Consider the following 20,678-nt stretch of genomic DNA (forward strand, 5'->3'; position numbering starts at 1 on the left):
TTACCAGAATGAACATAATGGTCAGTCGGTTTGCGAATTTGTTTGGTTATCTGAATTTTGATGCGGAAAAAAGCGGTGTAGCAAGAGAATCGAACCGCTCATAAAAAATGGAATGAGCATGGCATTCCGAAGCCCAACCACTTCGCTCGCAAACCCGATTACAGGAGAACCCATCATTATGCCAGAAATTCCGGCAGAAAGAATCACGGCAATGGCTGTTTCTGGTGTGGGTTGAACGAACTTGGTGGCTTCGGAGAATAAAAGGGGAACCAATGCCGATGCACCCGCGCCAACCAATGCAAAGGCCAAAATGGCAGGAATGTATTGATATACCAGCCATAACAACAAAAATCCGCCCATCACCAATGTGCTACCACCCACCATCACTTGTCGTACGGAAAAGCGGGTAAAAAAGCGATTTCCGGACCAGCGACCGAGGGTCATGGTGGCGGAAAAGGCCAGAAATCCCAGACTTAAGAGACTAAGCGGGGTAGCGGTTTCCGTTTTAAGAAATAAGGCACTCCAGTTTAGGATCATCCCTTCGATGGCCATGTAAATAAAGGATGTTACGGCCAATAGAAGTAAATATCCAGAAATGCCTTTGGGCGGTAAGGAGGAAGTTCCCGTGGAATTATCAGGAATTTTAACTGTGAATAGGTACAAATTGAATAGCAATAAGGCGGTGGCCAGCACACCAAAAAAGAAGGTACGGCTCCACAATAGGCTCCCAGCCAAAACACCCAATCCTGCGCCAAGCATTCCGCCAAAACTGTACATCCCATGCGAAGCCGCCATGATGGGTGCTCCGGTTTGATGCTCATAAGCCCCTGCGGCTGCATTCATGGCTAAATTAAGCATGCCACTGGAAAAGCCATATAACACCAAAATCCCAACAAATAGTTCGACCTGTTTGGTATGCGGGATTAAGGCAAACGTACCAAGAGATAAGAGGGAGGCAAGTCGGAGGGTTGTGGTGAGGGAAAAGCGGCGGATAAACCGGCTTGTTGGGAAACTAGCCACCAACGAAAATAGGGGAATAGTGAGCAAAACCATTCCCCAAAGGCCATTCTCGGTTTGAAAATAGGTCTTAAATTCTGGAATACGAGACGACCATGCCCCGATCAGAATGCTATTTGTTAAAAAGGCGAGCCAGACGTAAAAAGGTTTTTCCGTGTGGCGTTTTCCGGTTTGCATCAGGCTTTTTCACTTAAGGCTGCAACGCCGGGAAGCACCATTCCTTCGAGAAACTCCAACATGGCACCGCCTCCAGTCGAGACATGGCTAACATCGTCGTCTAAGCGTGCTTGAGAAATGGCGGCCACCGAGTCGCCACCACCGACAACAGTAAGCCCACCATTTCGAGTGGATTCTGCCAAGGCTTCGGCAACGGCAATGGTTCCTCTGGCAAATTTCGGCATTTCAAAAACACCCATTGGACCGTTCCAAACAACCGTTTTGGCCGACTTTAAAATGGCTTGGTACTTAATAATGGTGTCCGGACCAATGTCTAATCCCATCCAATCATCGGGGACACCGGGTGCAGAAATTTGTGTCTGGGCTTCGCTGGCGAACGCATCAGCCGAAAGATGGTCGTCTGGCAGTACCAACTTTTCTCCTGCTTTTTCCATCAGTGCCAACGCAAGTTCCAATTTGTCGTCTTCACAGAGGGATTTTCCGATGGCGACGCTTTTTGCCTTGAGGAACGTGAAGGTCATACCGCCACCAATAAGCAAGTGATCCACTTTGGGCAGCAGGGCCTCAATAACCCCAATTTTATCCGAAACCTTTGCCCCACCAATAACAGCCACGAAGGGCCTTTCGGGCGCTTCCAGTACCTTGGAGAGGTATTCTACTTCTTTTTTGAGCAGGTAGCCCATTGCCGATTGGGTGATAAAGTGGGTAACGCCTTCCGTCGAGCTGTGGGCGCGGTGAGCCGATCCAAAAGCATCGTTGATGTACACATCTCCCAATCGGGCTATTTTTGCCGCCAATTCGGAGTCGTTTTTAGACTCACCTGCATAGAACCGCGTATTTTCCAGCAAAACCACACTACCCGCCTCTGCTGATGTAATGAGGGCTTCTACGTCTGGACCAACGGTATCCGTTGCCATATGAACGGTTGCACCGATCAGTTCGGCCAATTTTCCCGCAGCAGGTTTTAGGCTGAATTGTGGGTCTGGGCCATTTTTCGGGCGTCCGGCATGGCTCATCAGAATGGGTAATCCACCTTCGGCAAGCACTTTGCGGATGGTGGGCAAGGCTTCCCGAATACGGGTATCGTCTGTCACTACGCCATTTTTAAGGGGAACGTTAAAATCTACACGAATCAAAACTTTTTTGCCTGCCAGTTCGAGGTCATCTATGGTTAACTTTGTCATGGTCTTAATCTAGAAAAGGGTTAATCAAGAAAAAGGCGTCTGCTTTCCGGTCTAATAAGTCGGATAACAAACGCCAGAACAAGAGATAGACCAGCCTTACGCCATCATTTTCTGGGCCAAGTCCACCACGCGGTTAGAGTAACCCCATTCGTTGTCGTACCATCCAACCACTTTCACAAAGGCGCCTTGCGAGTTGGTCAGTGCGGGATCAAAGACGCATGAAGCGGGATCGTGGATTACATCGCAAGAAACAATAGGATCTTCTTGGTAGAACAGAATGCCTTTGAGCGGACCATCAGCGGCGGTTTTAAAAGCAGCGTTTATTTCATCCTTAGTGGCTGGTTTACTTAAAATAGCGGTCAGATCCGTCATCGAGACATCAGGGGTAGGAACCCGAACAGCGAAACCATCTAATTTTCCTTTTAAGTGTGGCAATACCAAGCCAACAGCTTTGGCGGCGCCGGTGGAGGTCGGAACCATCGAAACGGCAGCAGCACGGGCACGGCGCAGGTCTTTATGGGGCGCATCTTGCAAGCGTTGGTCGGCGGTATAAGCATGTACTGTGGACATGTATCCCTGAACCACACCAAAATGTTCGTCGAGGATTTTGACCATGGGCGCCAAGCAGTTGGTGGTACAAGAGGCATTAGACACGATTTTTTCGTTACCGGTCAAAATCTCGTCGTTTACGCCCATCACAATGGTGGCATCCACTTCGCCACTTGCGGGAGCGGTAATTAATACTTTTTTGGCGCCTGCCTGAAGGTGAAGCCCGGCTTTTTCGGCAGAAGTGAAGATGCCAGTGGCTTCAATCACCAAGTCCACCCCCAAATCACCCCAAGGCAATTGAGCAGGATCTTTTTGTGCATAAATCTGAAAACGATCCCCATTCACAATGAGGGCACTTTCTTCAGCGGTAACTGGGAAAGGAAGGCGACCGTGAACCGAGTCGTACTTAAGTAGGTGTGCAAGGGTTTTTGCATCGGTCAGGTCATTCACCCCAACCACATCAAATTCTTTGGTGCCGCGTTCCAGAATTGCCCGGAAAACCAAGCGTCCGATACGACCAAAGCCATTGATTGCAATTTTGATGGCCATTTTTTTACTCCTTATGTGCTTTGAATGAGTTGTTTGCGCGTTTAGGCTTTTTAAACCCACACAACCTACATCATTCGGGAGCCAATATCAAATCCGAAAGCGCTTCATTAATATGATCTTTGAATGAGTTTATTCAAAACCACCGATTCTCCCCCGAAGATTTATGACTTCTTATTTTGCAGATCGGTCATTCATTTTCTTATCTTCATTAGCTAAAGCAAAATCAGGCTTACCAACAAAAGACACCCAATTTGTCATGGCAACAAAAACCATAACCAAAGAAGAACTAAACGAAGATGTGGTGGTGAATGCCGCGTCGCATCTCGAAGGCTTCTATCGTAAATACCAAAAACCCCTTATTATTGGCCTTACGGCTGTTGTACTGCTGGTCGCGGCATACTTTCTATGGGGTTGGTATAAAGATTCGCAAAACACGGTTGCGGCCCAAAAAATCGGATTTGCGGTTCAGCAATTCGAGTTGGGTGAATTTAATAAAGCCTTGAACGGCCTCGGCTCCAATCCAGGCTTGTTGAAAATAGCCAGTGAATACGGTTCTACCGAAACCGGCAATCTGGCCCATTATTATGCCGCTGTGGCCTATGATAACCTCAATAACCGCAAAAAAGCGCTTGAGCACTATGAATCTTTCGATAAAGGGAAGAACCTCATCGGAGCCTCGGCTTATGCAGGCGAAGCGGCCATTCATGAGGATACACACAAAAATTATGCAAAGGCTGCCGAGTTATATCAAAAAGCGGCAAGTACTTATCCAGACGAGTCTTCTGCGCCCGATTATTTGCGCAAAGCCGCCCGAAATTACGAAAAGGCCAAGGATTTTAAAGCAGCAAAAGCGGCTTACGAACAAATTAAGGAAAAATACCCTCAATCTTCGGTCGTTTCTGAACTGGATTATTACCTTGGCAGAATCGAAGCACTCGCCCGTTAAAAAATACGGGAAGCAACAGAAGAACAGTTGTCGTTATGGGTCGGTGGTTCTATATTGTACCACCGACTTTTTTATATGGTTAACCCAAGTTTTACATGGCAATGCCCAAACATTTATTGATTGTGGACGACGAGCGGGCCATCCGTCGCACGTTGCGGGAAATCCTTGAGTTTGAAGGCTATACTGTGGATGAAGCCGAGGATGGTATGGCGGCGTTGGATAAAATGCGCAAGGGTCGCTATGATTTGGCGCTTTTAGACATAAAAATGCCCAAAATGGATGGGCTTGAAGTACTCAAAACCATTGCCGGTGAATTGCCCGAATTGCCCATTGTGATGATTTCCGGGCATGGTAATGTGGAAACAGCCGTCGAATCTACCCGATTAGGAGCGGTGGATTTTTTAGAAAAACCGCCTGATCTGAACCGTCTTCTCGTCACCATCCGAAATGCCTTGGTGCGCGGAAAGTTGGTGGTGGAGAACAAGCGGATGAAGCAAACGCTGGTAGAACACCAACATGCGGGCGTAACCCCCATTATAGGTGAAAGCAAGCCGATCCAATTTATCAAAAAAACCATTGAAAGAGTGGCCCCAACGGAGGCACGGGTTTTGGTTACCGGGGAACCCGGAACGGGAAAAGAACTGGTTGCCCGCTGGTTACACAAACTTTCGAGGCGTGCCGAGGCTCCGCTGATCGAGGTGAATTGTGCCGCCATTCCAAGTGAATTGATCGAAAGTGAGCTGTTTGGGCATGAAAAAGGGTCTTTTACGGGAGCACACGACCGAAAATTGGGTAAATTTGAACAAGCCAATGGGGGAACCCTTTTCTTAGATGAAGTGGGCGATATGAGTTTGCCGGCGCAGGCGAAAATGTTGCGTGCGCTTCAGGAAGGGATTATAACGCGCGTCGGCGGAGACCGTGCCATTTCGGTGGATGTTCGCGTGGTGGCGGCCACGAATAAAGACCTGAACGAGGCCATTCGTGAAAAAAGTTTTCGACAAGACCTTTTTGACCGCCTCAATGTGATACCCGTGCATGTCCCACCGCTCCGCGAGCGACGAGAAGACATTCCGGCCATTGCCGAGTACGTCTTGGAAAAGCAATCGGCACGCAACCGCATGACCAACAAAAGTTTCTCGCCGAAGGCAATGACGTTGTTACGGCAATACGACTGGCGCGGCAATATCCGAGAGTTGTATAATGTGGTAGAACGTCTGCTCATCTTGTCTAATGCCGACCGGATAGAGGCCGAGGATGTGGAGCATTTTGTAACGCCCTACTCTACCCAAAAAGATCCGGTGGCCGGACTTTTGGAACGCTATGATGACTTCGCTGAATTTCGAGATGCCGCAGAAAAACTTTTTATTGAACGGAAACTGGGTCAATTTGATTGGAATATTTCCAAAACAGCCGAAGAAATTGGAATTCAACGCTCTCATCTGTATAATAAAATCAGTAAATATGGGATTGAACGCGCCCACGACTAAACTTGAAAATGATGAACCTGATAACCGTTGACCAAATAACGCGGCATTACCAAACCCAAAGTGGGGATCTGGCCGTGCTCAAGGGCGTTTCGTTTTCGGTAAATCGCGGCGAAGTGGTGGCTGTGGTTGGACAAAGTGGAGCAGGGAAGAGTACTTTACTACATATTTTGGGGACATTAGACCGGCCTACTTCCGGAAAAGTCTTGTTTAATGGCGAAGATGTTTTTGCCAAAAAAGAAGAAGACCTTGCCCTGTTTCGTAATCGGAATATTGGGTTTGTGTTTCAATTTCATCATCTGTTGCCGGAATTTTCTGCTTTAGAAAATGTTGCAATGCCTGCATTAATTCAGAATAAATCGCTGACACAGGTGGAAGTGCGGGCAAAGGAACTCATGGCGTTGTTGGGGCTTAAATATCGAAATACACACCGTCCGGGCCAACTTTCCGGGGGAGAACAACAACGGGTTGCAATGGCCCGTGCATTAATGAATGAGCCAGATTTGGTTTTGGCCGATGAACCGACCGGGAACTTGGACATCCGGACAGCGGCAACCCTGCATGAGGAAATTATACGCCTGAGCCGGGAAATGAACCAGACCTTCATTATTGTAACCCATAACCCAGCCTTAGCCCAAATGGCAGATCGGGTACTGCGAATGGAAGATGGCCTTATTTTTGAACAATTTAGCTATCGGGAAAATGGGGAAACTACTTAACTTTATTTCTTCCGCCTCGGCATTGGGCGCTTTTCTGGCTTATGTCCTTTTGAAATTTGATGTGCCTTTTATGCAAGCAGAGGCAAGGCTTTTTTTGCCCCTGTTGATTGTAGTGGCCATCGTATCGGGGATTGTGGGTTTTTTTGTTAAAGCTGTTTGGCGTTTGGCCACCATTGCAGCTTTGCTTGTGGGCCTCTTTTTGGCGTATCAATATTTTCAAAAACTGCTTTAAGCAATGTCGTTTTGTTACATGGCTTAGGCACTATTTTTCTCAAAAGCATTCCTTCTTCTATCATAATGGATGAAATGATCGCGTTAGACCTTGTGGATGTTTCCGGCGGCTATGTGGATGCCCCGATAGATCCCACCTTAGACCTTTTTGCCGAGATAGATCGGTTGAAAAAGGAAAAAAATGCCGTAATTCTGGCGCATTATTATCAAGAGCCAGACATTCAAGATTTAGCGGACTATGTGGGTGATTCGCTGGGGTTGGCACGCCAGGCTGCTGGCACCAATGCAGACATTATTTTGTTTGCAGGGGTTCATTTTATGGCTGAAACGGCCAAAATTCTTTCGCCACAAAAGAAAGTCATTCTACCAGACCTGAATGCAGGTTGTTCGCTTGCCGATTCTTGCCCACCGGACGAGTTTGCTGCTTTCCGGGCACAATATCCCGATCACTTGGTGATTTCATATATCAATTGCTCGGCGGCCATCAAAGCGCAAACGGACATTATTGTCACCTCTTCGAACGCAGAGCACATCATTCGGCAACTGCCTGCGGATCAGCCCGTTATTTTTGCACCCGATAAAAACTTAGGACGGTATATCTCGAAAGTCACCGGACGCGAGATGGTGCTCTGGGATGGCTCTTGTATTGTGCATGAAGTATTTAGCGAACAACAACTTGTCCGGCTAAAAGTCCAATTTCCGGAAGCCCTTGTTCTTGCACATCCAGAGTGCGAAGAAGTGGTATTGCGCCATGCAGACTACATCGGTTCCACCACCGGAATCCTGAAATACGCCCAAAACAGCCCTGAAAAGCAATTCATCGTAGCGACCGAAGCGGGTATTCTGCATCAAATGGAAAAAAGTTGCCCGGATAAAACCTTTGTTGCAGCCCCGCCGAACAATGGGTGTAGTTGCAATGAATGCCCGCATATGAAGCTAAATACTTTGGAAAAAGTTTATTTATGTCTTAAATACGAATTACCTGCGTTGGAGATGGAAGAATCGGTGCGCATTCGTGCTCTTGCCCCCATTCAAAGGATGTTGGAAATGAGCCGGGCCATCGGTTAACAAAGCCCCTGTTTGGTGGAGCGGTATAGGGTACATAAAAATTTCCCTATCGAGGGGAAAAATTAGTAAAGGGGGGGGCTTTTAGGAACAGCTAAGGGCGCAACACCCAGGGCAATTTTTTTGGTATGCGCCGTATCTATTCCCTCCCCTTCTTTTCGGAAATGCGAGAAACAAAATGAGAATATTTCGGACCCGCGAGGTCTGGTTATACAGTTTAATGACGGTTGGGTTGTGGCCGTTTCCATTGGTAGGCGTCCTTCATGTCGAGTCGTGTGCCGTTATTGCATTAGCGGGGTTTTATATTGCGGGTTGGGCCGGAATTCGAGATTTTCAAGCCCACAAGTCCTTTGGTGCGGTCTTGTTGCGTCAATGGACGTTACTACTTATTCCTTTATTGGGCGGACTCTTGAGCCAGTTGTGGCGCACAAATTGTGGCTGGTGGGATGGTGTGCAGTTTTTTGTTCTGTTTCCAGTGCTCACCATCGTCTTGGCCGTTTCGTTGGCATGGGCAATTACGGGCCATGCCTTCAGAAAACCCTTCCGGCTTTATGGGTTGCTATCTTTGATTCCACTACTGGGTGGTGTGTTCTTCGACTTGGGTTTCCATCCACAATTTTACACCTATAACCATGTGTTTGGGGGCGTTTTAGGGCCGATTTATGACGAGGAATTGGCCATACGACCGGGGTTGTTTTGGTTTCGACTACTTACACTTTGGTGGGCAATGGGGTTGTGGTTCTGGGGAGCGTTTAAGCGAAACACGTATAACGTACACCCCATTTGGGGGGGCGTGTGGTTATTGGTTGTGGGTTTGGCCTATTTATTTAGGGCCGAGTTTGGCATCAATACCACACACGAAGCAATTGCAAAAGACCTCAAAGGAGTACACCACACCCCACATTTTGAAATCTACTATGATCCTAACGTTATTTCGGAAGCGCGAATCCGGATTGTGGGTAAAGAGCATGAATTTCGGTACCAGCAATTCTTAGACGCGATTCAGGTGCGGGTTCCGAACAAAATCCGGAGCTATTTATACCCCGATCCTGCCCGAAAAGCCTTATTGACTGGTGCGCGGTACACCAACGTGGCGCCAGTTTGGTTGATGCAGCCACAAATACATGTTTTATGGTCATCCTATGATCGGGTGATGCCACACGAACTTGCCCATGTCTTCTCTCGGGAGTTTGCGCTTCCTGCTGTGCGGGCAACCTTTTCGGTAGGACTCATTGAAGGATTTGCCGTTGCTGTAGAGCCACCTGAAGGGACGCCTGACCCTCATGAGCAGGTTGCGGCCATTCTACGTGACCCTAAAACCGCCGAATGGTTGGGCAAAGACCTTGCGTCTTCGGTAGCGGATAAACTGAGTCCAGTGGGCTTTTGGAGTGGACGCAGTGCGGTTTCTTATACCACAATGGGTTCTTTTGTCCGGTTCTTAATTGATCGTTACGGCATTTCAAAGCTGAAACAAGTATATCCATGGGGCAATTTTGAGCGCGTGTACCAGAAAAATGTGTATGTACTTACAGCAGAATGGGTGGCGTTTATCCGTCAATTACCGTCCGATGGTGCCCAATTGTCCTATGCCCGTACTCGATTTTCGCGCCCTTCGCTTTTTGAGCAGGATTGCCCGCATTTTGTGCCAGTTTATATCCGTCAGGCACAGGCCGCACAAGCAGCCGTTGTGCATAGGCAATGGCGCAAGGCCGAGCAACTTGGTGAGGAAGTCATTCGCCTCCGTCCTGATTTTGAACCCGCCTACCAGATTTGGGCGAGCGCTGTTTTACATCGAACGCCCGAAAAAGTGATTCCCAAACTAAAATCTTTAAAATATGCAACTTGGCTAACTTATCGGCAGCGCGGGGATGCTTATGCGTTGACGGGCGATACACTTCTTGCCCGTCAAATGTGGGATGAAGCCCGTCTTCGGGTTCCGGCGTTTTCTTACGCCATACAAGAACGATTGGCCCGACGCCCTGATTTTCTTGCCCATCCAACGTTGTTTCGCATGATGCTAACGCCCCACATGAACGCTAAAGCGTTTGCTGCTCGGCTCGAAATGGAAAAAAACGCCCCCGTTTGGTTCAGGGTTTATCTGGCAGACCGCTTTGCGGAATCGGAAAACTGGAAAGCAGCAGCTTTGGCACTTGAACTTGTCGTACAAACTTCGCGTCCTGGCATGTTTCGTGATTTGGTGGTGATGGACTTTGCTCGATGGCTGCTGTGGTCTGGACAAGCGGAAAAAGCAGCGGCCATATTGGAAGACTGTGTAGAACTACCCAATCCTAATTCTGTCCAAAAGCGTTGTATAGACCTGAAGCATCAGGTCGAATGGTGGCGTAAAAAGGTGGAATCCAGGGCTGTTCTTTCTCTCGCATCTTGATGCAGGCCGTTGTGTAATCGTAGGCCCATCAGGTCTTAAATGCCCAATACCCAGCGCGTGACGGTGAGCGTCCAGCCGGCAACCAAAAGACTGCCTACAAGGTTCATACAAAAACCCGAAAATAAGAGCATTCGCAACGACGCGCCGCGCATTTCGCCAAACGCAAGGCTGTTTACACCCGTTGAAAGTGGACTCATAAATGCAGAACTGGAAGCCAATGTCGCCACAATCATCCCTACAAGAATCGGGAAATCCACTAAAGTTGCCAAGGACGGCATGAGTGCAAAAAGGGCGTATTGGATGACGGTATTGCTGAGTAATTCCGTAGTGAAAGTGCCAAAAATGGCGACAATAAGCATCAAGGTAAGAATGGATGTTTGGTCATCTACAACCAATGCGATGGTCCCCGTCAGCGCATCGCGGAAATAATGAATACCCAATCCTAACAAGAACGCGATGACCATCGTTATGGCGACCAAGGCCAAGCCACGCTTAGGAAGGTTGCTCACACAGTCGGACAGGGTAAGAAGTGGAACTTTATGGCCGTCTTTTGGAATTTTGAGAAAGAACAATAACGCGATAATGGTCAGAAAAAAAATGGCGGTCGCTATGGTGAGGGGAAGAATTTGTGAGGCCCATACATTGGAAGCCATCGAGAACAAGAAAGCCGCGCCAAAGGTGAGGACGGCAAACACAACCGCAGGGCGACGAAACACGTTTTCGATAGGTTCTGTAGGTTCAAATTTTATGTATTCTTTAAAGTGCTTAAACGGCTGAAAAAACAAGACGATAACCGCCCACGCCAATAACGTATAGACGAGAACAAGCGGAACGCCCCATAACATCCAGAGAAAAAAAGTGAGTTTTTCTGCGCCCGGAACGGCGCCTCCTAAACCAGGTAAAATCCCATTGGCTCCTGCAATCAATATCCCATTGGCTGCGGAACTGGTGATCGCGCCAATGCCCCCAATATTGGCCCCATACATCAAACAAGCAGCCAGCATGGTGGGGACGAAACGGTCGTATTGGGGATTTTCTTTGCTCAGGACTTCCTGCATCAGATGGGCTAATGGAATCAAGGTTAAGACCACAATTGCATGGTGGATGAAGATGCCCAAAATGGCGTTAATCGCCAATAAGTACAAAATTAGTTTGGATACCGAAAGGTGTTTTCGGCCAATCATCCAAAATACCAATGATTCCGGTAATTGTGACTTAATCATCAATCGGGAGACCAAATAGCCACCCGTTAGAAAGAAAGCCAATTGTATATTGTTCAGGGATTCGATAGACAAGCTCATATATGAAAGTCAATGGGTCAGAGGTAGCGGAATATACGAGTACTTTTGCCGCAATCGCATGATCGTTCTGTATCCGATACCTTTTTTAGGCATTGGCGTTTCGTTTGGGCTTGGATTCTGTATTTTATTCTCCATTCATTAATGAAAACCTTTTGCCGCGTCCGTAGTTTAGCGGGCTAACCGTAACAAAACGATCATAAACAAATGAGTACCGAAACGGTAAAACCTGAAAATAAACCAGTCCGGCGGGTCACCACCCAGAGCCTTCGTAACATGAAAGCAGCCGGAACCCCTATCTCGATGTTAACGGCCTACGACTATACCAGTGCGCAGTTGTTAGACCGGGCTGGGGTAGATGTTTTACTGGTCGGAGACTCGGCGTCGAACGTTATCGCAGGACACGAAACCACCTTACCCATCACCCTCGATCATATGATCTATCACGCGCAGTGTGTTGTCCGAGGAACCCAACGTGCTTTTGTGGTGGTGGATTTACCGTTCGGGAGTTATCAGGGGAATTCCAAAAAAGCATTGGCTTCGGCCATTCGCATCATGAAAGAAACGGGCGCCCATGCGGTGAAGTTGGAAGGCGGGAAAATTGAGGAAGACACCATCAAACGGATTCTTTCCGCAGGCATTCCAGTCATGGGGCATTTAGGACTGACGCCCCAAAGCATCAATCAGTTTGGTTCGTACAAAGTGCGGGCACAAGACGCCGAAGAGGCCGAGCAACTCCGAGAAGATGCCCTTCGTTTAGAACGGATTGGGTGTTTTGCGATGGTACTCGAGAAAATCCCAGGGGTGCTTGCCCGCGAAATTTCTGCCAAAGCCTTTATCCCGATCATTGGCATCGGGGCGGGCAATGGATGCGATGGCCAAGTATTGGTGATGCACGATATGTTGGGCCTAAACAATGATTTTAATCCACGTTTTGTCCGAAAATATGCCAATCTCGAAGAAATGATCCAAACGGCTGTTCGTCAGTTTATCGCCGATGTGCGAAGTCGAGATTTCCCTAACAAAAATGAAAGTTATTGAACGTTGCTATAAATGATGTCTAAACCAACCATTCTGATTACAAACGACGATGGCATCGAGGCCGACGGCCTGTTGGTCTTGGCCCATGCCATGAAAGAAGTGGGCGAGGTGTTTGTTGTAGCACCTCGTACCGAGCAAAGCGCGGTGAGCTATATGGTCACGATCCGAGACCCCCTTCGTTTTTTTAACTGGGATTTGGGAGAAGGGATAACCGCGTGTGCTCTGACCGGCACCCCGGCAGATTGCGTTAAGTTTGGGGTGGGTACTTGGTTGGGACGAAAACCCGATCTGGTAGTCTCTGGTATTAATCAAGGGCCTAATACTGCGGTAAATGTGCTGCATTCCGGAACCGTAGGGGGCGCGATGGAGGGTTGTGTGGAGGGCATCCCATCGGTTGCCTTTTCGTTGGATAGTTTTGATAAACAGGCAGACTATACAACTGCCGGAAAGGTGGCCCAAAGAGTGGCGCATCAGGTACTGAACGTGGGATTACCAGACGGCATTATGCTGAATGTTAATATCCCCTATGTGCCCGAAAAAGACCTTAAAGGCTTTCGGATTGCAAGGCAAGCCCGCAGCCGCTGGGACGAAGCCTTTACGGAACGAAAAGACCCGATAGGGCGTCCATATTATTGGCTGGCTGGTTATCATATAAATTTAGACGAAGGCCCGGATACCGATTTGGCCGCTGTAGAAGCCGGATACGTTTCCGTGACCCCTTTACAATTAGACCGGACCGACCACGTTTTTGCTCGTACCATGAAAGAATGGACATGGTAATTTGATCATCCGAATAAAGTATTTCATGCCTTCTACAAAAATTTCCACGTTGTTGCTTGGACTGATGACCTGGGCGGGGTGTGCCAATGTGCCCCAGACTCCGATCCGTCAGCCCATTCAAAAACCCATGCACTTTGAACATGGCGATTTTACGGAAGTCCTGCAAAAATATGTGGATGAAGAGGGAATGGTGGATTATGCAGCCCTGAAAACCGACCGAGGAAGATTGGATGCCTATCTCATTCGTTTGGCACAAAATGACCCCGATCGCCTGCCAGAACTCGAACGTTTGGCCTATTGGATCAATGTGTACAATGCGTTCACGCTTAAATTGGTACTCGAAAATTATCCCGTCAGAAGTATTTTACGAATTACCCCGTTACCGATTCCGGGTAAAACGAGTGCTTGGGACTTGGAGAGTGTGACGGTAGGTGGTAAGCGGTTTACCTTGACCGCTGTGGAACATGAGATTATCCGGAAGGAATTTAAAGAGCCACGCATCCATTTTGCCTTGGTTTGTGCTGCCATGAGTTGTCCTAAACTCCGGCGAGAAGCCTATGAAGGTATTCGTTTGGACGAGCAACTTACGGATCAGGCTGTGGTTTTTCTCGCAGAAAAGCATAAAAATGACCTGAATCCAACCGCCGACACCATCCGACTCTCCAAAATATTCTCGTGGTTTGCCTCCGATTTTGAACAGGGTGGCCAGACCGTCCAACAATACTTAAGCCGATTTTTTCCCTATGAGGACTTATTGCGCACCAAGTTGGAAAAAAACGCCTTCAAAATACGGTACACCGATTATAATTGGGGGCTAAACCGGAAAAAATAAAATGAGTATTATTACCCTGAAAGTAGGCGACCCTGCCCCGCTTTTTTCTGCAACCACATTTGATGGCCAAACCATTTCCCTTGAAAAACTGCGCGGAAAAAAAGTCGTGCTGTATTTTTATCCCGAAGACGATACCGATGTTTGTACCCGGCAAGCCTGTAATCTGCGGGACAACCATGCCCTTTTACAGGACAAAGGTATGGTGGTTATTGGGGTTTCTCCTGATGAAAACCCCTCTCATGGGGCATTCACCCAGAAATTTGGTTTGCCTTTTGCCCTACTCCCAGATCCCGATCATGTTATTTTAGATGCTTATGGTACGTTTGGTGAGAAAAACATGTATGGCAATATTGTACAGGGTGTTTTACGCTATACTTTTCTGATAGACGAAGCAGGCATCATCCGTCATATTTTCCGGAAACCCCGTGTGAACCAACATGCCGAGGAAATCCTGAAAAAATTTGGACTGGCCTAAAAATGGCTACAGGTAAGGGTCTTATCCGAACACCTAAGACAGGTGCTCTGCAAATATAGTCGCCGTTCTCGCCGTTTTTTAGGAAGGCAACAAAACCCGTAAGTCAGGGTAAATTTTAGCACCCCGTTTCAGGGCTTCCCAAATACATTCTGGATCGGTTTCGGTTTCTACGTGGTCGAGTGCCAGCAAATCTCGGCAAAGGATTGCTCCTGTGGGTGTAATCGCCCAGAGGTAATCTGCATGAAAGTGCAAAGGAAGCGCATTATATTCATGTTTAAACGAATACGTCGGTCAAGAAGTGTGTTTACTGGTTCCAATGCATGGATTTCGTGCTGGATAAAAGCAGCCACCTCCGGTTGAACGTTCAATAAAGTCATGATGATGTGGTTTATAGATGGATGGAAGCCCGTTTGTAGAGTAAAATGAATAATTTTACATTTTGTGGTATTCCTCTTGACGGAAAGATAAAAATGGCGTGCTGTGTATGATGAAAAATGGCGTTTAATCTTCATGCACCGGAATTATTGGTGCAACGCTTTTTATGGCCTTCGTCCTGCGTATCTTAACCCCATTTCTTAACAAGACCATAAAACGGTGAAAACCTATTCCTTCTCGGTAAAGTTACGGGCGGTATTGATTGTACTGGCGCTCTTAATTGCCGTTGCATCGCTTTATTACACCAATCGCCTTGCCAACCAGCTACAAGAGCGGGAAGTCCGGAACTTAGAACTGGGCGCGGAGGCATTGGCACAAACCGCACAGCCATATTTCAACCCACACCTTGAGCAATACGAAGCACTCAAATTGTATATCGCCGCTCAGAAAGACCTTCCGGCAGACCAGAAAGCGGCCTTTGAAGCGGCCTTAGCGTGGGGAATAACGATGCCCCCCGGCGAACCATTGGCCTATATGCGACGCGTCTGGGAGCAAAGCAGCAAAACCGTTCCCGCCATTGTCTCAGATGCGTCCATGCAATCTATCAGCCATTATGCCAATGTGGCGTTAGACTCTACAGGGCTTTCGGAGTCGCAAATTCAAGAACGGCTACGGAACGAAATCCAAAAATTGGACGGGCGCTTTAAGCCCATCGAGGTGAATATCTCGGTTGCAGGATTTGGAACCCTGAAGCAATTTATTCATTACGGTGAATCAGAGGTAATCAGCGATTTACGATGGTTTCCGTTTGTGCAATTGGCCTTTGTGCTGTTGTTTTTCTTGGTCGGTTACATCGGGCTTTCGCACCTCCGCCGAAGCGAACAAAGCAAAATGTGGGTGGGGATGGCCAAAGAAGCTGCCCACCAGTTGGGAACGCCCACCACAAGCCTGATGGGTTGGGTGGAATTGATGAAAGCGGGCGAACTATCGCCGGAAACAGAACGCGAACTGGCCGATGAACTGGAAAAGGATATTCATCGTCTGGAACGGGTGGCCAACCGTTTCTCCAAAATTGGTTCTACGGTACAACTGATTCCAATAAACTTAGACACCGCCATACAAGGCGTTACGGACTATATGCGGCGGCGTATTCCTCAGCAGGGCAAACGCCAGATTCGATTAGAAGTGGCGGTTCCGCCGGATTTACAAGCACCTTTAGCCCCAGAGTTGTTTGAATGGGTTTTGGAAAACCTGATTAAAAATGCAATGGATGCCATGGACAAAGACAAGGGCTGGATTCGGGTGGTGGCAACAGAAAAGGAGCGGAGCATCGAAATTGAGGTACAAGACAATGGCAAGGGCATGGACCGGAAAACACAACGAAGGGTTTTTGAACCCGGGTTTAGCACCAAAAAACGTGGATGGGGGCTTGGTCTGAGCTTGGCACGCCGTATTATTACCGAAAACCACCGAGGGAAAATTTGGGTACATGCCTCGAAGCCGGGTGAAGGAACCACCTTCCGGATTCTTTTGCCAAAACCAAAGAGGGCGTGAAACCAAAAGATTAAGGTTGCAACAATACGTTTTTTAGCATCTTGTTAGGGTGGTTTTGATGGTGTAGTGGCCTTATAAACGCCTTATCTTGCTTTTTTACCAATACACATTCATGCTGTTTCCCCAAAACCCCCAAAACGGCGACCTATTTACGCTTGACCTGAATGGCACACCGCTGCCCCTGATCTATGTAGCAGGGGGGGTGTTTGAAATGGGCAGTACCGAATACAGGGACGAAACGCCCCACGAAGTCGAAGTGTCTTCTTTTTGGATGGGGCTTAGCCCGGGGAGTGCCTTTGTGGGGGTACAAAAGAAAAAAGATGAATACAAAAGATCCTACGCCAAAATTCGGGACAATGTAGAGGAAGAAGACATCCCCTTCCATTTTGTAAGTGCCCGAACGGGTCAAGACATCTCCGGCCTACAACTTGAACTCAGCAAAGCCGCAAAGAAATTGCCGGATTATGGAATGCCGATGCCGCCTTCTTGGATTGCGGTCACCAAATGGCTACATCAAAACCTACAGTTGGGCGAAAAAAGAATCAGGATCTTCGCCAAAAAGGACTTTGTGGAAAAGGTTTTTGTGGTGAATGGGGTGCCTGCGGACGCATGGGATCTCTTATTTGCGTACTTGTTTCACAATGGGTTTATTTATACCACGAAAAATTAGGGGATAACGTTGTATTGGATCAACGCTGGGCTTTGGAGGCGATTTATAAGCCATTGAAGCGGGGTTCAACGCCTTATGCCGAATTACGACAGGATTATAAAGGCATCGTACCCGTTCGTAAGTTGTTTGGCTGGTTTGGTACTGGCTATAGTAACGAGGATAAGTGATTGTTTTTGCAGTTCATGGAAAGTTGTGGGTTGTGTTTTAAACTCAATGACGATGCGGCCAATAGAGACTTAGAAAGCCGTTATGTATTTCCGGAATTTTTGCAACATGAAAAACCGGAACACCTAACGCAGCGCTGGCAAGAACGCACAAAGGACGTTCAGGTTTTGCGCTACCCACTCAAATGGCTGAATTATTACCGTATTCAGGCATTTATTGCCGCTTTAGGACGGAAAACGAAACGCCCTGATATTTGGCGGAATGGAATTCATATCGAAACATCTGAGGGCTGGTTTTTGGTTGAGTTGGATGTGGTGCAAAAAGAGATTGTGCTTTCCATTGAAAAGAAAGCGATGCACTTGTGGTTATCCAGTATTTTGGAAGCGTTAGAAGAAACAGGTCAACGTCATGAAAACTGGTATTGGGAGGCCCCAGAAGGTTTGAGGGTCTTTGCCATAGAAGAATGGAAAAAGGATCAACAACCAGAGCGCCTACATGCAAGACCAGATTCGTTTGAAATGAAGCAAACGCTTTCTGAAAAAATGCTGGATGTTGAACAAAAGTCCATTTTCTTTTCCTATGCTTGGAACGATCATGGGCAGACAGTTGGTGGGCGCGAGGAGGTGGTAAATCAACTCTATGATGCCCTTAAAAAAGATGGCTTTGATGCTCGTCGGGATAAAAACAACCTCTCTTATGCGGGGCTTATTACTGAGTTTATGAAGCAAATTGGGAAAGGGGATTTGGTGGTGGTGTTTATGAGCCATAAATATTTAAAATCGCCTTTTTGCATGTGGGAACTTTATGAGGTGTATCGGAACAGTCGCGCGGAGAAGGATTTATTTATCCAACGCATTTTGCCTATAAGAGTGGAGAACGTTAATCTGAATAGCTTATTACTCTTGGATGAAATATGAGACCATTGGAAAAACCAAATGAATGAGTATGAAGTATTTATTACAAAACACCTTTCGTCTTTGGATGATGCCTTATTTGCTGATTTTAAGCGGGTTCGGGATATAAGCAGTAGCTGTGCAAACTTATTGGGGTATTTTAATGACATGAATGCCGAGACCATAGAATTATTGCAGCAAGAGGAGTTTGCATGCATCAAAGAACGCATCATCAGCCGAACAAATGGAAGCTAAGCCGCATTCCACCTTCTTCCTCCAGACCCCCCTTCCAACTCCGTAGAGGCGGGATCAAACCTTGGTGTTGTCGTTAGATAAGCAATGTAAAGTTGTGGGTATCTACTCAAAAACGGCTTAGTTGTCCAATAAAGGTCTTCACCTGATTGGGTGGTAGAAAGGCAAAATACAAATCGTCGCGCCACCGCCAGATCACACATCCTTGTTGGTTCCATTGGCGGTCCAAGAGCATGGGGCGGCCTTCCTTTTCGGCCAGTCCGGAGAGCACATTGCTGCTCAAGCCGTTTTCGGTCACTTTGTCTAAGTACTGATAGCCAATGGCAACAATTCGGATACGAGAAAGCCCCGTTCTACCCAAGAGAAAGGTAGCAAGAGGCGGTAGGCCGTCCACAGTGGTGCGCCCCAGTCCGATGTTCGCCTCGCCCGCCAGGGTCGGCACATCGGCAGAAAAGCCCAATTCCGATTTTAATTTTTCGGCCACTTCTTCTCGCGTACCATTTTCGAGCAAGATGCGTGGCTCTTGGGTGGCAATCTGATGAATGAGGCTGTTTTGAACGGTTGATTTCCCAAAAAAGACTTGAAACACCACCGCCAACAACGTGGCGATGCAGACCAGCAAAAGCCCCATCATCGCTTTTCTAAACCCTGTTCGGGTTGGTTTTTCGGCAATGGGTTTTCCATTCCAAGTAAAAGAAAGGGGGGCATCCTTTGTTGTGGCTTGGTGGGATGCACCTTCGAACCTGTCTAAAGGAGGATTTTGTTCAATGTATCGTTCCACGGTTACGGTTCCCACGCCCAGGCAAGTCGCTATTTCGTGGGTAGAGAACTTCATGTAATGCAACAGAAATCCTATCAGGGTTGGATCCCAAAAGCGGTTAGATTCGGAACGATCAGCGGGATGAAACAAAAACCATGTCCTGAGCAGTTGTTTACAGGCACTCGTCCGATCTTTTCCCCATTCTTTCTCGTGTAGGTGGGTCAAAAACCGTTGGGCCGTTGTTGGATCTGGCGCCATCAATTCGGCAAAAGTGCTTTTTTCTGCATTGGTAATTGGCATTATGACTCCACGGCTTCAAGTTCCGGAACATGCTTTTTTTGTTCCACAAAAACCAATGATAGGGGTGTTCCTTTAACGATTCCCAATAATTCGGCTGCACGGCCCTCGTTGATGGCAATTTCCAAAAAACCATGACTCCCAAAGAGCATAACGATTTCGCCGGAATCTACGTGTCCATAGGTTTGGTGGAGTCCGTTAATAATGGCAGAACCCACATAGCACTTGGGTTTTCGGCTCTGATGATGTTGCAGAAACAGGTTTTGGTGAATGTTGCTAATGCAATTGCCAAACCGATCTATATGGGTGATCCAGCCGCGAATGCCTTGTGGATCCGCAATAGGAAGCGCCCAATACAAGGGTTTTAGGGAATCTATGGGCGATCCGAGTTGGTGTAACGGAACACCTTGCGCAAGTGCAGCGGCAATGGGGGCAAAAATATCTCGTCCGTGGAAGGTGTCGCAAGGCTGGGGCGTCCGCCAAAAAGCTGGGATATTCAATTCTACCAGCTCATCTACCGGATCTCCATCAAGCATCAGCGAAAATACCCCATTATCCGGACCTACAAAAAAATGTCCGTTGGCGCGTAGTGCAACGGCCCTGCGTGCGGTTCCAACACCCGGATCCACTACCACTATATGGATGGTATCTTTGGGATAATAAAGATAGGTATTTCTTAGGAAAAAAGCGGCTTCCATCAGGTCTTGTGGAGCAATCTCGTGCGATAAATCCATAACAGATACCGACGGAGCCATTGTAATGAGGACTCCTTTAAGGGCGGCAACATACGGATCGCGGGTGCCATAATCGGTAGTTAGGGTTATGATCGGCATGTTAGATTGCGGAAGCGGATAAAGTTGGGAGAAAGATACAGCAAATGTATCTCAGAAAAAAGAAGCTGAAAAAAATAGCATGTTTCAAATGTTATAGATGTGTTGTCAAAGCAATGGTTGTTAACGTCTCTGAAAAGGCAGTACGT

The 20,678-nt window shown here is 47.6% G+C and carries 21 protein-coding genes; 14 read left to right on the forward strand and 7 right to left on the reverse strand.

What is annotated here, in order from left to right; all coding sequences use genetic code 11:
• Window positions 1-21: 21 nt before the first annotated feature.
• From JNN12_11660 to gap, 3 genes are all read right to left on the reverse strand, one after another.
• Entirely contained in the window at window positions 22-1,194 is a 1,173-nt protein-coding gene (locus JNN12_11660; GenBank protein ID MBL7978986.1) for an MFS transporter, read from the reverse strand.
• The gene (locus JNN12_11665; protein ID MBL7978987.1) at window positions 1,194-2,378 is read right to left on the reverse strand and encodes a phosphoglycerate kinase; all 1,185 of its coding nucleotides are present in this window, start codon (window positions 2,376-2,378) and stop codon (window positions 1,194-1,196) included. Before JNN12_11665 ends, JNN12_11660 begins: the two co-directional genes overlap by 1 nt.
• A gap of 96 nt (window positions 2,379-2,474) precedes the next feature.
• Complete coding sequence (gene gap / locus JNN12_11670; protein ID MBL7978988.1) at window positions 2,475-3,476, reverse strand: type I glyceraldehyde-3-phosphate dehydrogenase; 1,002 nt, start codon at window positions 3,474-3,476, stop codon at window positions 2,475-2,477.
• Between the two features lie 256 nt (window positions 3,477-3,732).
• On the opposite strand from gap, the gene JNN12_11675 reads away from it, so the two are divergent.
• From JNN12_11675 to JNN12_11700, 6 genes are all read left to right on the forward strand, one after another.
• Window positions 3,733-4,422, forward strand: a complete 690-nt coding sequence (locus tag JNN12_11675; protein ID MBL7978989.1) for a tetratricopeptide repeat protein — start codon at window positions 3,733-3,735, stop codon at window positions 4,420-4,422.
• A 101-nt stretch (window positions 4,423-4,523) separates the two neighbouring features.
• Complete coding sequence (locus JNN12_11680) at window positions 4,524-5,909, forward strand: sigma-54-dependent Fis family transcriptional regulator (GenBank protein ID MBL7978990.1); 1,386 nt, start codon at window positions 4,524-4,526, stop codon at window positions 5,907-5,909.
• Window positions 5,910-5,920: 11 nt separating this feature from the next.
• Window positions 5,921-6,625 carry an ABC transporter ATP-binding protein gene (locus JNN12_11685; protein ID MBL7978991.1) on the forward strand — a complete coding sequence of 235 codons (705 nt, stop codon included), beginning with the start codon at window positions 5,921-5,923 and terminating at the stop codon, window positions 6,623-6,625.
• Window positions 6,609-6,857: a hypothetical protein gene (locus tag JNN12_11690; GenBank protein ID MBL7978992.1), complete on the forward strand. Its 249-nt coding sequence runs from the start codon at window positions 6,609-6,611 to the stop codon at window positions 6,855-6,857. The genes JNN12_11685 and JNN12_11690 overlap by 17 nt, the downstream gene beginning before the upstream one ends.
• 74 nt (window positions 6,858-6,931) lie before the next feature.
• Window positions 6,932-7,924: a quinolinate synthase NadA gene (nadA, locus tag JNN12_11695; protein ID MBL7978993.1), complete on the forward strand. Its 993-nt coding sequence runs from the start codon at window positions 6,932-6,934 to the stop codon at window positions 7,922-7,924.
• A 175-nt stretch (window positions 7,925-8,099) separates the two neighbouring features.
• The gene (locus JNN12_11700; GenBank protein MBL7978994.1) at window positions 8,100-10,307 is read left to right on the forward strand and encodes a hypothetical protein; all 2,208 of its coding nucleotides are present in this window, start codon (window positions 8,100-8,102) and stop codon (window positions 10,305-10,307) included.
• Between the two features lie 35 nt (window positions 10,308-10,342).
• On the opposite strand, the gene JNN12_11705 is transcribed toward JNN12_11700, so the two are convergent.
• Window positions 10,343-11,608: a hypothetical protein gene (locus JNN12_11705; protein ID MBL7978995.1), complete on the reverse strand. Its 1,266-nt coding sequence runs from the start codon at window positions 11,606-11,608 to the stop codon at window positions 10,343-10,345.
• A gap of 204 nt (window positions 11,609-11,812) precedes the next feature.
• Between JNN12_11705 and panB the strand changes: the two genes are divergently transcribed.
• Genes panB through JNN12_11725 form a run of 4 tightly spaced genes read left to right on the forward strand, consistent with a single transcriptional unit; the run spans window position 11,813 to window position 14,733 of the window.
• Window positions 11,813-12,646 (forward strand): 3-methyl-2-oxobutanoate hydroxymethyltransferase, encoded by an 834-nt coding sequence (gene panB / locus JNN12_11710; GenBank protein ID MBL7978996.1) that lies wholly within the window; start codon window positions 11,813-11,815, stop codon window positions 12,644-12,646.
• 12 nt (window positions 12,647-12,658) lie between these two features.
• Window positions 12,659-13,426, forward strand: a complete 768-nt coding sequence (gene surE, locus JNN12_11715) for a 5'/3'-nucleotidase SurE (GenBank protein MBL7978997.1) — start codon at window positions 12,659-12,661, stop codon at window positions 13,424-13,426.
• A gap of 25 nt (window positions 13,427-13,451) precedes the next feature.
• Entirely contained in the window at window positions 13,452-14,258 is an 807-nt protein-coding gene (locus JNN12_11720; GenBank protein MBL7978998.1) for a DUF547 domain-containing protein, read from the forward strand.
• Window position 14,259: 1 nt separating this feature from the next.
• Window positions 14,260-14,733, forward strand: coding sequence for a peroxiredoxin (locus JNN12_11725; protein ID MBL7978999.1), 474 nt, complete (start codon window positions 14,260-14,262; stop codon window positions 14,731-14,733).
• Window positions 14,734-14,811: 78 nt separating this feature from the next.
• On the opposite strand, the gene JNN12_11730 is transcribed toward JNN12_11725, so the two are convergent.
• Window positions 14,812-14,985, reverse strand: coding sequence for a hypothetical protein (locus tag JNN12_11730; GenBank protein ID MBL7979000.1), 174 nt, complete (start codon window positions 14,983-14,985; stop codon window positions 14,812-14,814).
• 342 nt (window positions 14,986-15,327) lie between these two features.
• Here JNN12_11730 and JNN12_11735 point away from each other — a divergent pair, with 342 nt between their 5' ends.
• From JNN12_11735 to JNN12_11750, 4 genes are all read left to right on the forward strand, one after another.
• Window positions 15,328-16,662 carry a HAMP domain-containing histidine kinase gene (locus tag JNN12_11735; GenBank protein ID MBL7979001.1) on the forward strand — a complete coding sequence of 445 codons (1,335 nt, stop codon included), beginning with the start codon at window positions 15,328-15,330 and terminating at the stop codon, window positions 16,660-16,662.
• A 112-nt stretch (window positions 16,663-16,774) separates the two neighbouring features.
• Window positions 16,775-17,332, forward strand: coding sequence for a hypothetical protein (locus JNN12_11740; protein ID MBL7979002.1), 558 nt, complete (start codon window positions 16,775-16,777; stop codon window positions 17,330-17,332).
• A 173-nt stretch (window positions 17,333-17,505) separates the two neighbouring features.
• Window positions 17,506-18,414, forward strand: coding sequence for a TIR domain-containing protein (locus JNN12_11745; protein MBL7979003.1), 909 nt, complete (start codon window positions 17,506-17,508; stop codon window positions 18,412-18,414).
• 18 nt (window positions 18,415-18,432) lie between these two features.
• Entirely contained in the window at window positions 18,433-18,645 is a 213-nt protein-coding gene (locus tag JNN12_11750; protein ID MBL7979004.1) for a hypothetical protein, read from the forward strand.
• Between the two features lie 106 nt (window positions 18,646-18,751).
• On the opposite strand, the gene JNN12_11755 is transcribed toward JNN12_11750, so the two are convergent.
• Window positions 18,752-19,702, reverse strand: coding sequence for a hypothetical protein (locus tag JNN12_11755; GenBank protein ID MBL7979005.1), 951 nt, complete (start codon window positions 19,700-19,702; stop codon window positions 18,752-18,754).
• On the reverse strand, window positions 19,702-20,532 hold the full coding sequence (locus JNN12_11760) for an SAM-dependent chlorinase/fluorinase (protein ID MBL7979006.1): 831 nt from the start codon (window positions 20,530-20,532) through the stop codon (window positions 19,702-19,704). Before JNN12_11760 ends, JNN12_11755 begins: the two co-directional genes overlap by 1 nt.
• Window positions 20,533-20,678 lie beyond the last annotated feature (146 nt).

This window comes from Bacteroidetes Order II. bacterium (assembly GCA_016788705.1).
In the GTDB taxonomy this organism is placed as follows: Bacteria; Bacteroidota; Rhodothermia; order Rhodothermales; family UBA2364; genus UBA2364.